The 13,013-nt window shown below is 61.6% G+C and carries 14 protein-coding genes; 5 read left to right on the forward strand and 9 right to left on the reverse strand.

Translation table 11 applies throughout. From position 1 onward, the window contains the following. The 3 genes from QF045_RS03280 to QF045_RS03290 are packed head-to-tail and all read left to right on the forward strand — an operon-like array spanning nucleotide 1 to nucleotide 2,599. The gene (locus tag QF045_RS03280; RefSeq protein ID WP_306491037.1) at nucleotides 1–1,080 is read left to right on the forward strand and encodes a heme A synthase; all 1,080 of its coding nucleotides are present in this window, start codon (nucleotides 1–3) and stop codon (nucleotides 1,078–1,080) included. After that, complete coding sequence (gene cyoE, locus QF045_RS03285) at nucleotides 1,068–1,967, forward strand: heme o synthase (RefSeq protein ID WP_306491038.1); 900 nt, start codon at nucleotides 1,068–1,070, stop codon at nucleotides 1,965–1,967. Before QF045_RS03280 ends, cyoE begins: the two co-directional genes overlap by 13 nt. Continuing rightward, entirely contained in the window at nucleotides 1,964–2,599 is a 636-nt protein-coding gene (locus tag QF045_RS03290) for an SCO family protein (RefSeq protein WP_306491039.1), read from the forward strand. Before cyoE ends, QF045_RS03290 begins: the two co-directional genes overlap by 4 nt. Nucleotides 2,600–2,745: 146 nt before the next feature. Here QF045_RS03290 and QF045_RS03295 read toward each other — a convergent pair whose 3' ends face one another. Genes QF045_RS03295 through QF045_RS03305 form a run of 3 tightly spaced genes read right to left on the reverse strand, consistent with a single transcriptional unit; the run spans nucleotide 2,746 to nucleotide 5,249 of the window. Further along, a complete protein-coding gene (locus QF045_RS03295) occupies nucleotides 2,746–3,516 on the reverse strand; it encodes a MetQ/NlpA family ABC transporter substrate-binding protein (RefSeq protein WP_306491040.1) in 771 nt (256 codons plus the stop codon). 51 nt (nucleotides 3,517–3,567) lie between these two features. Beyond that, nucleotides 3,568–4,242, reverse strand: coding sequence for a methionine ABC transporter permease (locus tag QF045_RS03300; RefSeq protein ID WP_306491041.1), 675 nt, complete (start codon nucleotides 4,240–4,242; stop codon nucleotides 3,568–3,570). Further along, the gene (locus QF045_RS03305; protein ID WP_306491042.1) at nucleotides 4,242–5,249 is read right to left on the reverse strand and encodes a methionine ABC transporter ATP-binding protein; all 1,008 of its coding nucleotides are present in this window, start codon (nucleotides 5,247–5,249) and stop codon (nucleotides 4,242–4,244) included. Before QF045_RS03305 ends, QF045_RS03300 begins: the two co-directional genes overlap by 1 nt. A gap of 264 nt (nucleotides 5,250–5,513) precedes the next feature. On the opposite strand from QF045_RS03305, the gene katE reads away from it, so the two are divergent. Then, nucleotides 5,514–7,655, forward strand: a complete 2,142-nt coding sequence (gene katE, locus QF045_RS03310) for a catalase HPII (RefSeq protein WP_306491043.1) — start codon at nucleotides 5,514–5,516, stop codon at nucleotides 7,653–7,655. Nucleotides 7,656–7,756: 101 nt separating this feature from the next. On the opposite strand, the gene QF045_RS03315 is transcribed toward katE, so the two are convergent. The 4 genes from QF045_RS03315 to zur are packed head-to-tail and all read right to left on the reverse strand — an operon-like array spanning nucleotide 7,757 to nucleotide 10,562. Next, the gene (locus tag QF045_RS03315) at nucleotides 7,757–8,476 is read right to left on the reverse strand and encodes a PA5502 family lipoprotein (RefSeq protein ID WP_306491044.1); all 720 of its coding nucleotides are present in this window, start codon (nucleotides 8,474–8,476) and stop codon (nucleotides 7,757–7,759) included. 37 nt (nucleotides 8,477–8,513) lie between these two features. Further along, a complete protein-coding gene (gene znuB, locus QF045_RS03320) occupies nucleotides 8,514–9,302 on the reverse strand; it encodes a zinc ABC transporter permease subunit ZnuB (RefSeq protein WP_306491045.1) in 789 nt (262 codons plus the stop codon). Next, the gene (gene znuC / locus QF045_RS03325; protein WP_306491046.1) at nucleotides 9,295–10,080 is read right to left on the reverse strand and encodes a zinc ABC transporter ATP-binding protein ZnuC; all 786 of its coding nucleotides are present in this window, start codon (nucleotides 10,078–10,080) and stop codon (nucleotides 9,295–9,297) included. Before znuC ends, znuB begins: the two co-directional genes overlap by 8 nt. Further along, complete coding sequence (gene zur, locus QF045_RS03330) at nucleotides 10,080–10,562, reverse strand: zinc uptake transcriptional repressor Zur (RefSeq protein WP_306491047.1); 483 nt, start codon at nucleotides 10,560–10,562, stop codon at nucleotides 10,080–10,082. The genes znuC and zur overlap by 1 nt, the downstream gene beginning before the upstream one ends. 58 nt (nucleotides 10,563–10,620) lie before the next feature. Between zur and QF045_RS03335 the strand changes: the two genes are divergently transcribed. Then, complete coding sequence (locus QF045_RS03335; RefSeq protein WP_306491048.1) at nucleotides 10,621–11,550, forward strand: zinc ABC transporter substrate-binding protein; 930 nt, start codon at nucleotides 10,621–10,623, stop codon at nucleotides 11,548–11,550. 143 nt (nucleotides 11,551–11,693) lie between these two features. Here the strand turns inward: QF045_RS03335 and QF045_RS03340 are convergent, their stop codons facing one another. Continuing rightward, nucleotides 11,694–12,647, reverse strand: coding sequence for a homoserine kinase (locus QF045_RS03340; protein WP_306491049.1), 954 nt, complete (start codon nucleotides 12,645–12,647; stop codon nucleotides 11,694–11,696). A 56-nt stretch (nucleotides 12,648–12,703) separates the two neighbouring features. Further along, nucleotides 12,704–12,994 carry a DUF2782 domain-containing protein gene (locus tag QF045_RS03345; protein WP_124360643.1) on the reverse strand — a complete coding sequence of 97 codons (291 nt, stop codon included), beginning with the start codon at nucleotides 12,992–12,994 and terminating at the stop codon, nucleotides 12,704–12,706. Nucleotides 12,995–13,013: the final 19 nt, after the last annotated feature.

Genomic DNA, 13,013 nt, shown 5'->3' on the forward strand with positions numbered 1-13,013 from the left:
ATGGCCAAGCCTGGATTTCGCCTCGCGTTGTTTGCCACCTTGCTGGCGCTGATCGTCGTGTTGCTCGGCGCCTACACCCGCCTGACCCATGCTGGCCTGGGGTGCCCGGACTGGCCGGGTTGCTACGGCTTTATCAGCGTGCCGCAAAGCGCTGCCCAGCTGGCCCATGCCGAGCTGCATTTTCCGGATACCCCGGTGGAAGCCGACAAGGGCTGGGCCGAGATGACTCACCGCTATTTTGCCGGCACCCTCGCCCTGCTGATCGCGCTGTTGGCGGCGCGTGCGTGGCGCCACCGGCGTGACCCCGGCCAGCCGGTGAAATTGCCGCTGTTTGTGCTGGCGGTGGTGTGCGCTCAGGCCGCGTTTGGCATGTGGACGGTGACGCTCAAGCTTTGGCCGCAAGTCGTGACGGGGCACCTGTTGGGCGGCTTTGCCACCTTGAGCCTGCTGTTTCTGTTGACGCTGCGCCTGTCCGGCGTGCTGCCCGCCCTGGTGGTGCCCAAGCGCCTGCAGTACTGGGCAACGGCGGGGTTGGTGCTGGTGATCGGGCAGATTGCGCTGGGCGGTTGGGTCAGCTCAAACTATGCGGCGGTGGCCTGTGTCGATCTGCCGACGTGTCACGGCCAATGGTGGCCGGCAGCGGACTTTGCCAATGGCTTCCACCTGACCCAGCATATCGGACCTAATTACCTGGGCGGCCAGTTGGACAGCGATGCGCGCACGGCCATTCACCTCACCCATCGGGTGGGCGCGGTGCTGGTCACGCTTGTGCTGCTGGGCCTGGCCTGGCAATTGCGCGCCGTGGGCATGACGCGCCTGGCGGGCTTGCTGCTGATCGCCCTGGCGGCGCAAATCAGCCTGGGCCTGAGCAATGTGGCTTTCGGTTTGCCGTTGCCGGTGGCGGTGGCTCACAACGCTGGGGGCGCAGCGTTATTGTTAACCCTGGTGCTGGTCAACTACCACGCGCGCACCAGCCTGGTTCGGGTGCGCTACCTGCGGCCAATCGCCTGGCGTTTTATTCCGCGCAAGCCGGCAGCTGGCCTGATCACCCTTAAAGGAGAGATGCCATGGCGTCCTTGATCGGCGCACGCCACGGCCAGGCGATCTGGCGTGACTATCTGGAACTGACCAAGCCGAAAGTGGTGGTGCTGATGCTGATCACCTCGCTGGTGGGCATGTTTCTCGCCACTCGCGCCGGCGTGCCGTGGGTGGTGCTGGTGTTCGGCAACCTGGGCATCGCCTTGTGTGCGGGCGCGGCGGCGGCAGTCAACCATGTGGTGGATCGGCGCATCGACGCGGTGATGGCGCGCACGCACAAACGGCCGTTGGCCGAGGGGCGTGTTTCGCCGGCTGCGGCATTGGCGTTTGCGTTGGTCCTGGCGGTGGCGGGCCTGGCGCTGTTGCTGGCCTTCACCAACCCGCTGGCGGCATGGCTGACGCTCGCTTCGTTGCTTGGCTATGCGGTGATCTACACCGGTTTCCTTAAGCGCGCGACGCCGCAGAACATCGTCATCGGCGGCCTGGCCGGGGCCGCACCGCCGCTGTTGGGTTGGGTGGCCGTAACCGGGCATGTAAGCGCCGAGCCGCTGCTGCTGGTGCTGATCATCTTTGCCTGGACGCCGCCGCACTTCTGGGCGCTGGCCATCCATCGCAAGGAGGAGTACGCCAAGGCCGATATCCCGATGCTGCCGGTCACCCACGGCGAGCACTACACCAAGGTACATATTCTGCTCTACACCTTCGCCCTGCTGGCGGTGAGCCTGATGCCCTATGTCATCCACATGAGCGGGCTGCTGTACCTGGGCTGTGCGCTGCTATTGGGCGGGCGCTTTCTGCAATGGGCCTGGGTGCTGTACCGTGGCAGCAAGCCGCACGCGGCGATCAACACCTTCAAGTACTCTATCTGGTACCTGCTGTTGCTGTTTGTCGCCCTGCTCGTAGACCACTACCTACTGTTGAACCTATGACTCGAACTCAAAAAACTGTCTTCATCCTCGTGGCCCTGGTGGCATTGATCATGGGCCTGACCGTCAACAAGGTGCTTTCAGGCAAAGGCCAGGGCGACCCGACCGCGCTGATCGACGCCGGCATTATCCTGTTGCCGCAAAGCCGCCAGTTGCCGGCGGTGAGCATGACCAACCAGGACGGCCAGCCAGTGTTGGTCAATGAGCTGAAGGGCAAGTGGAGCCTGCTGTTCTTCGGCTACACCTTCTGCCCGGATATCTGCCCGACCACCCTCGCCCAACTGCGCCAGATCAAGAGCGAACTGCCCAAGGACGCGGTGGACAAGCTGCAAGTGATCCTGGTCAGCGTCGACCCGAACCGCGACACCCCGACCCAGCTCAAGCAGTACCTGGGCTATTTCGATCCGCAGTTCCAGGGTTTGACCGGCGCCAACGTGCAGGACGTGCAGAAGGTCTCGAATGCCGTGAGCATCCCGTTCATTCCGGCCGATACCAGCAAGCCCAACTACACCGTCGATCACAGCGGCAACCTGGCGCTGATCGGGCCGGACGGTACGCAGCGCGGTTTCATCCGCGCGCCGTTGAACAATCAGAAGCTGGTGGCGCAGTTGCCAGGGTTGTTGCAGCGCAAATAGCGGTCACCATGAAACAAAATGTGGGAGGGGGTTTGCTCCCGATAGCTGAGTGTCAGTCGATGAAGAGGTTGACTGACCTGGCGCTATCGGGGGCAAGCCCCCTCCCACATTTTTTTGATCTCCAGCGTTTTGGAGACCGGGTTGGATCAGAACGCCGGCTTGATCGCGCCTTTGTACTTCTCTTCGATAAATTGCTTCACTTCAGGTGTGTGCAGGGCTGCTACCAGCTTCTTCACCGCGTCCGAATCCTTGTTGTCTTCACGGGTCACCAGGATGTTCACGTAAGGCGAGTCGCTGCCTTCGATCACCAGGGCGTCCTTGGACGGGTCCAGCTTGGCTTCCAGCGCGTAGTTGGTGTTGATCAGCGCCAGGTCGACCTGGGTCAGCACGCGCGGCAGGGTGGCAGCTTCCAGCTCACGGAACTTCAGGTGCTTGGTGTTACCGGTGATGTCCTTGATGGTCGACAGGATGTTGGTCGGGTCCTTCAGGGTAATCAGACCGTTCTTGGCCAGCAGCAGCAGGGCGCGGCCGCCGTTGGTGGCGTCGTTCGGGATCACTACGTTGGCGCCGTCTGGCAGCTCGTCCAGCTTCTTGTATTTGCTCGAATACGCGCCCAGGGGCTCCAGGTGCACGGCGCCGACGCTCACCAGGTGGGTGCCCTTGGCCTTGTTGAATTCATCCAGGTACGGTTGGTGCTGGAAGAAGTTGGCGTCCAGGCGCTTTTCAGCCACTTGGACGTTGGGCTGCACATAGTCGGTGAAGACTTTGACCTGCAGGTCCACGCCTTCCTTGGCCAGCGCAGGTTTCACGAATTCCAGAATCTGCGCATGCGGCACTGGCGAAGCAGCGACCGTGATGGTCTCGGCGTGGGCGGAAAACGCAGCAACGGCGGCGAAAGCAACCAGTAGTTTTTTCATCCAGCAAGCTCCTTGTTCGGACATCTGCCGGCACCAGGCCGGCCATGGCCGTTATTTTCGAGAAAAATGCACCACCAGCCTGTCGCCGACGGTTTGCAGAATTTGCACCAGGATCAACAGCATCACCACGGTGACCACCATCACATCGGTCTGGAAGCGCTGGTAACCGAAACGGATCGCCAGGTCGCCCAGGCCACCGGCACCGACCACGCCGGCCATCGCCGTGTAGGACACCAGTGTAATCGCCGTCACGGTAATTGCCGCGAAGATGCCGGGGCGTGCTTCCGGCAGCAGGGCGTTGGTGATGATCTGGCGCGTCGTGGCGCCCATCGACTGAGTGGCCTCGATGATGCCGCGGTCCACTTCACGCAGGGCGGTTTCCACCAGGCGCGCAAAGAATGGCGTGGCGCCGACGACCAGCGGCGGAATCGCACCGGCTACACCCAGCGAGGTGCCAGTGATCAGCACGGTGAACGGAATCATCACGATCAGCAGGATGATGAACGGCAGCGAACGCAGGATGTTCACGATCAGCGACAGCAAGGCGTACAAGCCTTTTTGCTCGAACAACTGACGTGGGCTGGTCAAGAACAGCAGCACGCCCAGGGGCAGGCCCAGCACGACCGTGAAGAACAGCGAACCGAACAGCATAATCATGGTATCGCCAGTGGCGAGCCAGATTTCGGACCAGTCGATGTTGGCGAAAAAACTCAGGAACAGGTCCATCAGCGCAGCACCTCCATATGAACGTCTGCGGCGGTGAAGCGCGCAAAGGCGGCGTCCATGTCACCGCCGGTGACGGCGAGGGTCAATTGCCCGTAGGGGATGTCTTTGATGCGGTCGATACGACCGGCCAGGATGCTGTAGTCCACCCCCGTTTCACGAGCGACGGTACCCAGCAGTGGCGCGTAGGTCGCTTCACCCTGGAAGGTCAGGCGCACGATACGGCCCGGTACGTGGGCGAAGTCATCGCGCTGTTCGCCTTCATCGACCTGTTCGGCTTCCTGGACGAAGCGCTTGGTGGTTGGATGCTTGGGGTGCAGGAACACGTCGGCCACCGAGCCTTGCTCGACGATCACGCCGGCGTCCATCACGGCGACCTGGTCGCATACCCGGCGAATCACATCCATCTCGTGGGTGATCAATACGATGGTCAGCTTCAGCTCGCGGTTGATTTCGGCCAGCAGTTGCAGCACCGAGGCGGTGGTTTGCGGGTCGAGGGCGCTGGTGGCTTCGTCGCACAGCAGAATCTTGGGTTTGGTTGCCAGGGCGCGGGCGATGCCGACGCGCTGCTTCTGGCCGCCGGACAATTGCGCCGGGTACTTCCTGGCGTGGTCCGACAGGCCGACGCGGGCGAGCAGCTCGGCCACGCGCAGGTCGATTTCCTTACGTGACAATTCGCCGGCCAATGTCAGCGGCAGCGCCACGTTGTCTGCAACGGTCTTGGACGCCAGCAGGTTGAAGTGCTGGAAAATCATGCCGACCTGCTGACGGAAACGGCGCAGGCCGTGGGCATTCAGCGCGGTGACTTCTTCACCGTCGACGCTGATCTGCCCGCCGCTCGGCTCTTCAAGGCGATTGATCAGGCGCAGCAGGGTACTTTTTCCCGCACCCGAGTGGCCAATCAGGCCAAACACCTGGCCGTTCTCGACGCGCAGGTTGGTGGGGTGCAGGGCGGGAATATCCTTACCGGCGACGCGGTAGGTTTTATGGACGTTTTGAAACTCAATCACGTAGCGAACCTTGTGGGGCGCATGGAAAAGGGATCAGCGGTTAGCCGGGCGCGCATTTTAGCCTGTCCAACCAACGTTTCTTAGCATTTATTTCGTATCGGTCCAGCGATTTGGCAATAACGAGACCGAAGGTCATAAAAAAGGAACGGCTCATAACGCTGTCAGTCACTACTTAAGCAATTCGATGTCCCGGGTGCCGTGCCCGGGGCTTCATTCAAACGAGCTGGGGACCGCCTGGCCACTTTGATTTAGGAGTTTTGACTGATGAGTACCAAGAAGCCAGGCACCCCGCCGAAGAGTGAACTCGCGGGCACCGATACCCTGGACCGAGGCAACACCAACGTCAAATTGCAGGCGTTGGAAGAATTCCGTTCCGATGCGACCGGCCAGGCCCTGCGCACCAACCAGGGCGTGAAGATCTCCGACAACCAGAACACCTTGAAGGTCGGCGCCCGTGGCCCTTCGCTGCTGGAAGACTTCATCATGCGTGAAAAGATCACGCACTTTGACCATGAGCGCATCCCAGAGCGCATCGTGCATGCCCGCGGTACTGGCGCTCATGGCTATTTCCAGAGCTACGGCGACCATTCGGCGCTGACCAAGGCTGGTTTCCTACGCACTTCAGAACATAAAACGCCGGTGTTCGCGCGTTTTTCCACGGTGCAGGGCCCGCGTGGTTCCGGTGACACCGTGCGTGATGTGCGCGGTTTTGCCGTGAAGTTTTTCACCGACGAAGGCAACTTCGACCTGGTGGGCAACAACATGCCGGTGTTTTTCATTCAGGACGCGATCAAGTTTCCTGACTTTGTACACGCGGTAAAACCTGAACCGCATAACGAGATTCCTACCGGCGGCTCTGCACACGATACGTTCTGGGACTTTGTTTCGTTGCAGCCGGAGTCGGCGCACATGGTGATCTGGGCCATGTCTGACCGAGCGATTCCGAAAAGCCTGCGCGCAATGCAGGGTTTTGGCGTGCACACCTTCCGCCTGATCAATACCGAGGGTAAGTCGAGCTTCGTCAAGTTCCACTGGCGGCCGAAGGTCGGCACCTGCTCCCTGGTGTGGGACGAAGCGCAAAAGCTTGCCGGTAAAGATACCGATTACCACCGTCGCGACCTGTGGGAATCGATCGAAAGCGGCGACTATCCCGAGTGGGAATTGGGCGTTCAGATCGTCGCCGAAGAGGACGAACACAAGTTTGACTTCGACCTGCTCGACCCGACCAAAATCATTCCCGAAGAGCTGGTGCCGATCACCCCACTGGGCAAGATGGTACTCAACCGCAACCCGGACAACTTCTTCGCTGAAGTCGAGCAGGTCGCGTTCTGCCCAGGCCACATTGTGCCGGGTATCGACTTCACCAATGACCCGCTGCTGCAGGGCCGTCTGTTTTCCTACACGGATACCCAGATCAGCCGACTGGGCGGGCCGAACTTTCACGAGATCCCGATCAACCGTCCAGTGGTACCGTTCCACAACGGCCAGCGCGACGCTCAACACCGTACCGTTATCGACAAGGGGCGTGCGGCCTACGAGCCCAACTCCATTGATGGCGGCTGGCCGAAGGAAACCCCTGCTGGCCCGACCGATGGTGGCTTCGAGACGTACTACGAGCGCGTCGATGCCAACAAAGTGCGTGAGCGCAGTGAATCGTTCGGCGACCACTTCTCCCAGGCCACGCTGTTTTTCAACAGCATGAGCCACCATGAGAAAGAGCACATCATCGCGGCCTACAGCTTTGAATTGGGCAAGGTGGAGCGGGAGTTTATCCGCGCGCGCCAGGTTAACGAGATCCTGGCTAACATCGATCTTGAACTGGCCAAGCGCGTGGCGCAGAACCTGGGCTTGCCGGCGCCGACCAAAGGCACCGTGCCTGCGCGAGAAACGTCGCTGAAGGCGTCGCCAGCACTGAGCCAGGTGAATTTGCTGTCCGGCGATATCAAGACCCGCAAAGTCGCGATTCTGGCCGCTAACGGCGTGGACGGCGCGGCGATTGATGCACTCAAGGCCGCGCTTGAGGTGGAAGGCGCGCATGCCAAGTTGCTGGGGCCGACTTCGGCGCCTGTGACTACTGCCGATGGCAAGACCCTGCCGGTGGATGCGTCGATGGAAGGCATGCCGTCCATTGCGTTTGACGCGGTGTTTATCCCGGGCGGCAAGGACTCGGTGAAGGCGCTGAGCGGCGACGGCGTGGCGTTGCATTACGTGCTGGAAGCGTACAAGCACCTGAAGGCGATTGCGGTTGCCAGTGACGTGAAGCCTTTGTTGGATTTGCTGAAGCTGGAGGCGGATGCGGGGTTGATCGTGGGCGCGGATGCCAAGGCGTTCAAGGCGTTCTTTGCGGCGATTGCCCAGCATCGGGTTTGGGATCGGGAGCCTAAGGCCAAGGCGATTCCAGCTTAATTTTTTGGTTGTTTGTTAGATCGCCATCGGGGGCAAGCCCCCTCCCACACTTGACTGCATTCACAGTTCAACATGTGGGAGGGGGCTTGCCCCCGATGCTTTTAGTCTGCCTTGCGCGGAATCAGTACAACCTGCGCCGGAATGTGTTTCAAAATCTGCCGGTGAATCTTCAGGTCATATCCCGCATCAATGCGCTTCACCCGTTTGGTCAGCAACGTGGCCAGCCAAGGGTAATCCTGGGTGCGTGGCACCTGAATGCTGACGTCGCACTGGTAATTCACCACGTCGGTGGCGATGGCATCCAACTGATGGCGCATGCCTTCGACATCCGCGAGGTTCAGCGCCACGGTGGTGCTCGGCGCGGCCGGGTCGATGACCTTGGCTGCCGGCTTGGCTTCGGCGGCTTTCAGGGCGGCTTCGGCCTGATCCAGCTCGGCTTTGCGCGCATGGCTGATGGCGCTGTTGACGCCGCCAGTCAGGGCTGGGGCCTTGGGCATCAGTGCGCGGGCACGGCTCAGGGCCGTGGCGGCGGCGTTGACGTCACCCTTTTGCAGCACGATCTGGCTGCGCTGCAGGTAGGCTTCGGCCAACTGCCGCTGGTACGCCTCAAGCGCCGGATCGTTGGGCGATTGGGCTTGCAGCGAGGCGAGTTGGTCTTCGGCCGTGGCCAATTCGCTGCTGGCCAGGTTTTGTTCCAGCTGTGCGATGGCCGCAGCGCGCGGGTCCGACGCTTGGGGAGCGGCAGGCGGTGTGCTTTGACAAGCGCCCAGCAGCAGGGAAAATGCGGCAAGGAGCAGATAACGGAAGGTGAACGGCTTCATTCCTGCGACTCTCTATTTGCGCAAAAAGCGAGCAAGTCTACACCCCTCGACGGGGCAGGACAAAACTCAGCAGAAACAGGGCGGCCGCCGATACCACAATCGACGGCCCGGCCGGCGTGTCCTTGAACCACGATAACGCGAGGCCTCCACACACTGCCAGCATGCCCAACAGGCTGGCGCCGATCGCCATCTGCTCCGGCGAGCGAGCATGGCGCTGAGCGGCGGCTGCGGGAATGATAAGCAGCGATGTGATCAACAATACGCCGACTATCTTCATCGCGACAGCGATCACCACCGCGATCAACAGCATCAGCGCCAGGCGCAGGGCGGGCACGGGCAGACCTTCAACCGTGGCGAGTTCCTCGTGCACGGTGATGGCCAGCAGCGGGCGCCACAGGCTCACCAGCAACACCAGCACGGCCGCGCTACCGCCGAGGATCCACCCAAGATCGGCAGGGCTGATCGCCAGCAGGTCGCCAAACAGGTAGGCCATCAGGTCGATGCGCACTTCATGCATGAAGCTCAGCACCACCAGGCCCAGGGACAAGGTGCTCGGCGCGAGGATGCCCAGCAGCGTGTCGGAGGCCAGCGGCTGACGCTGTTGCAGCGTCACCAGTAACACCGCCAGCAGCAGGCAGCCGACGGTGACGGCGATGGTCGGGCTCACGTCCAGCAGAAAGCCCATGGCCACGCCGAGCAGCGCGGCATGGGACAAGGTATCGCCAAAGTACGCCATGCGGCGCCAGACCACGAACGAGCCCAACGGGCCCGCCACCAACGCCAGAGCCAAGCCTGCCAGCAGGGCGTAGAGCAGAAAATCAGCCATGCTTGCAGCTATCTCCATGAACGTGAGGGTGGGGTGCGGCGGAATCGTCAACCACGGCGCCATGCAAATCATGGGCGTGGTCGTGATGGTGATGGTAGATCGCCAGGCTTTGCGCGTTCTTACCGAACAGTTCGACAAACGCCGGGTCGCCGCTGACCTGTTCCGGGTGGCCGGAACAGCACACGTGGCGGTTGAGGCAGACGACCTGGTCGGTGGTGCTCATCACCAGGTGCAGGTCGTGGGAGACCATCAACACACCGCAGCCGTGACGGTCGCGCAGACGGGTGATCAGGCTGTACAGCTCGGCTTGGCCGGCGACATCGACGCCTTGCACGGGCTCATCGAGCACCAGCAGTTCCGGTTCGCGCAACAGGGCGCGGGCCAGCAGCACACGCTGCATTTCGCCGCCGGAGATGCTCTGCACCGGGCTGTCAATCACCTGTTCGGCGCCGACTTCCTTGAGTGCCGCCTGCGCACGCGCACGGTCGACCCCAGGCACCAGGCGCAGGAAGCGCAGGACTGAAAGCGGAAGTGTCGGGTCCACATGCAGCTTCTGCGGCATATAGCCCACGCGCAATTTGGCCTTGCGCCATACGCTGCCGCGGTCGGGCTTGAGCAGACCCAGCACGGCGCGCACCAGGGTGGTCTTGCCGGCGCCATTGGGGCCAATCAGGGTAACGATCTGGCCCGGCTCCACGCTCAACGCAATGTTATCCAGCACGTTTTGCCCGGCGAACGTGACCCCGACCTGCTCCAGGCGGATTAGCGCGTTGCTCATCAAGCCCCCTGACAGCCCGAGCACAGGCCGACCACTTCGACCGTTTGCCCTTCGACGCTGAAACCCACCTCGGCGGCGCTTTTAACGATCGCGTCACTGATGCTTTTTTGTTCAAGCTCGATGGCGGCGTGGCACTGGCGGCAAATCAGGAACTGGCCTTGATGCGCATGCTCCGGGTGGTTGCAGCCGACAAAGGCATTGAGCGAGGCGATGCGGTGCACCAGGCCGTTTTCCAGCAGGAAGTCCAGCGCACGGTAAACCGTGGGTGGCGCGGCGCGGCGGCCGTCCTGTTCGCTGAGCACACCGAGGATGTCGTAAGCGCCCAGAGGCTTGTGGCTTTGCCACACCAGCTCCAGCACGCGTCGACGCAGCGCAGTCAGGCGCAAACCCTTCTGCGCACACAGGGTGTCAGCCTCCGACAACGCGGTGTGAACGCAGTGAGAGTGATCGTGGGGACGACTGGCAAGCGGTGTTATAGGCATGAGCGGCGACAGATATTTGATAGAGACGTTATTATGTTACCCGTTCCTACGCCATTGAGTGGTCATCGTGTCCCGACTTTTTCCCGTTTTTGTCGTATTTGTCACCAGTTTGTTCATGGCTGGCGCCGCTCAGGCCGAGGTGAAGGTGCTCACCAGCATCAAGCCGCTGCAGCTGATCGCCGCTGCTGTGCAGGACGGTGTGGCAGTTCCGGAGGTGTTGCTGCCGCCGGGTGCGTCGCCGCATAACTTTGCGTTGCGCCCATCCGACGTACGGCGCGTGCAGTCAGTAGACCTGCTCTACTGGATCGGGCCGGACATGGAAACATTCCTGCCGCGCGTGTTGAAAGGTCGTACGGCGACAACGGTGGCCGTGCAGGACCTGCCAGGTATGAAACTGCGCCGTTTCGGCGAAGATAGCCACTCGCATGCCGACGAAGCGGACGAACATGATCACGACCATCGCCCAGGCAGTGTGGATGCGCATTTGTGGTTGTCGACGGTGAACGCACGGGTGATCGCGGCGCGCATGGCGGCTGACCTCAGTGCTGCCGACCCGGCCAACGCTGAGCGTTATCAGAGCAACGCGAAGGCGTTCGAGGGGCGCCTGGATGCGCTGGATGCGCGCCTGAAGCAGCGCCTGGCGGGCGTTGAGGGCAAACCTTACTTTGTATTTCACGAAGCCTTTGATTACTTCGAAGACGCTTACGGCTTGAAGCACGCCGGTGTGTTCGCCGTTGCAGCCGAAGTGCAGCCGGGGGCGCAGCATGTGGCGGCGATGCGTACGCGTTTGCAGGAAGTGGGCAAGACCTGTGTGTTCAGCGAGCCGCCGTTGCGACCGCGCTTGGCTGAAACGCTGGTGGCTGGCTTGCCGGTGAAGCTGGCCGAACTGGATGCGCTGGGCGGCTATACCCCGGCGACTGCGCAAGGTTATGAGCAGGTGTTGGAAAAGCTGGGCAATGATCTGGCTGGATGCCTGGAATCGCTCTAAATGTGGGGCAAGCGTTAAGGCTTGTTGTAGGAGCGAGCTTGCTCGCGAAAAACTCACAGGCACCGCGTTCATTCAGAAAGCACGCGTTATCGTTGACGTTTTTCGCGAGCAAGCTCGCTCCTACATTTGGACTGAGCAGGTCTTTAGAGCGCGAACGGCAGATGTACAGCCACCTGTTGGCGCTGCAACAGGCGATGCTCGAACTCGGCGGGGTCGTGAATAAGCACATCCTGCCCGGCAAACGACTCGGCTGCGATCAGCCGTGACAGCCAGAACCGCACGCACGCCACACGCAGCAGGGTCGGCCACAGCTCGGCTTCCTTCGCGGTAAACGGCCGCAGCCCCGCGTAAGCGCCCAGCAACGCACGGGCGCGCTGCCCGTCAATCACGCCGTCGGCATCCGAACACCAGTCGTTCAGGGCGATGGCCACGTCGTACAGCATCGGCCCCGAGCAGGCGTTGTAGAAATCGATCAGGCCCGTCAGATGCGTGCCTTCGAACATCGCGTTATCGCGAAACAGGTCGCCGTGCACGTTGGCGCGTGGCAGCGCCAGGATCTGCGCCTTGTGGGCTTCGATCTCGCCCAAGGCATCCTGCAGAAGGCGCTGTTGTGCGTCGTTCAAGTGTGAAATCAGCTGCGCACCTTCACTGAGCATCCAATCCAGCCCGCGATCGGTCTTGCGCTCCAGTACCTTGTCGCCCTGGGTCGCCAGGTGCAGGTGACCGAGCAGGTCGCCGACCTGGGCGCAATGCTGGGCGTTGGCCTCCTTGATGTGCTTGCCGGCCAGGCGTGGCTGCAGCAGCGCCGGTTTGCCGGCCAGTGTGCGCAGGGCTACGCCGTCGGTAGTGCGCAGGGCATAGGGAACGGGCAGGTCGGCGTCGTGGAGCACGTCGAGCAGTTCGATGAAGAACGGCATTTCAGCGACGGGGCCGCGCTCAACCAGGGTCAGGACGAACTCGCCCTGTTCCAGGCTGATGAAGAAGTTGGTGTTTTCGCTACCGGCGGCAATCCCCTGGAAATCAAGCAGGCGGCCGAGCCCGTAAGGGGCAAGAAAGGTTTCCAGCTCGGGCCGAGCCAGGGGGGTAAACACAGACATGGTTAAAACTGCCGTTACGGGCGCCGCTCAGGACGGCGCCGGTTGAAGTTAGGACATCATTTCCATTCGAAGATCTTCCATGACGGGATCAGCATATCCGGCTGGTCAGAGCGGATGAAGTTCGCGTCGGTCCCGTCCGCACGGACCAGAAAATACGGTGGAGCACCTTTGGGCGTTACCTTGATGGCGTACAGAAAGCCGTTTTGGCGGTACTCCTGGATCGTCTTGTCGCCTTCCGTGCGAATGGTTACTTCCGGATCCGCCGAAGGGGCATCGTCTGCCGCCATGGCAGCCATCGGAGCGAGTGCAATCAAGCCAGTGAACAGCAGGCGATTGAATGTACGCATGATAACCTTGTCCCTTTGT

It is taken from the genome of Pseudomonas sp. W4I3, assembly GCF_030816195.1.
GTDB lineage: Bacteria > Pseudomonadota > Gammaproteobacteria > Pseudomonadales > Pseudomonadaceae > Aquipseudomonas.

What these genes read in the sequence shown, in the direction of transcription:
- katE (WP_306491043.1), top strand. Translation starts at nt 5,514, where the DNA reads ATGAGTACCAAGAAGCCAGGCACCCCGCCGAAGAGTGAACTCGCGGGC.
- zur (WP_306491047.1), bottom strand. Translation starts at nt 10,562, where the DNA reads ATGCCTATAACACCGCTTGCCAGTCGTCCCCACGATCACTCTCACTGC.
- QF045_RS03280 (WP_306491037.1), top strand. Translation starts at nt 1, where the DNA reads ATGGCCAAGCCTGGATTTCGCCTCGCGTTGTTTGCCACCTTGCTGGCG.
- znuB (WP_306491045.1), bottom strand. Translation starts at nt 9,302, where the DNA reads ATGGCTGATTTTCTGCTCTACGCCCTGCTGGCAGGCTTGGCTCTGGCG.
- cyoE (WP_306491038.1), top strand. Translation starts at nt 1,068, where the DNA reads ATGGCGTCCTTGATCGGCGCACGCCACGGCCAGGCGATCTGGCGTGAC.
- QF045_RS03340 (WP_306491049.1), bottom strand. Translation starts at nt 12,647, where the DNA reads ATGTCTGTGTTTACCCCCCTGGCTCGGCCCGAGCTGGAAACCTTTCTT.
- QF045_RS03315 (WP_306491044.1), bottom strand. Translation starts at nt 8,476, where the DNA reads ATGAAGCCGTTCACCTTCCGTTATCTGCTCCTTGCCGCATTTTCCCTG.
- QF045_RS03290 (WP_306491039.1), top strand. Translation starts at nt 1,964, where the DNA reads ATGACTCGAACTCAAAAAACTGTCTTCATCCTCGTGGCCCTGGTGGCA.
- QF045_RS03345 (WP_124360643.1), bottom strand. Translation starts at nt 12,994, where the DNA reads ATGCGTACATTCAATCGCCTGCTGTTCACTGGCTTGATTGCACTCGCT.
- znuC (WP_306491046.1), bottom strand. Translation starts at nt 10,080, where the DNA reads ATGAGCAACGCGCTAATCCGCCTGGAGCAGGTCGGGGTCACGTTCGCC.
- QF045_RS03295 (WP_306491040.1), bottom strand. Translation starts at nt 3,516, where the DNA reads ATGAAAAAACTACTGGTTGCTTTCGCCGCCGTTGCTGCGTTTTCCGCC.
- QF045_RS03300 (WP_306491041.1), bottom strand. Translation starts at nt 4,242, where the DNA reads ATGGACCTGTTCCTGAGTTTTTTCGCCAACATCGACTGGTCCGAAATC.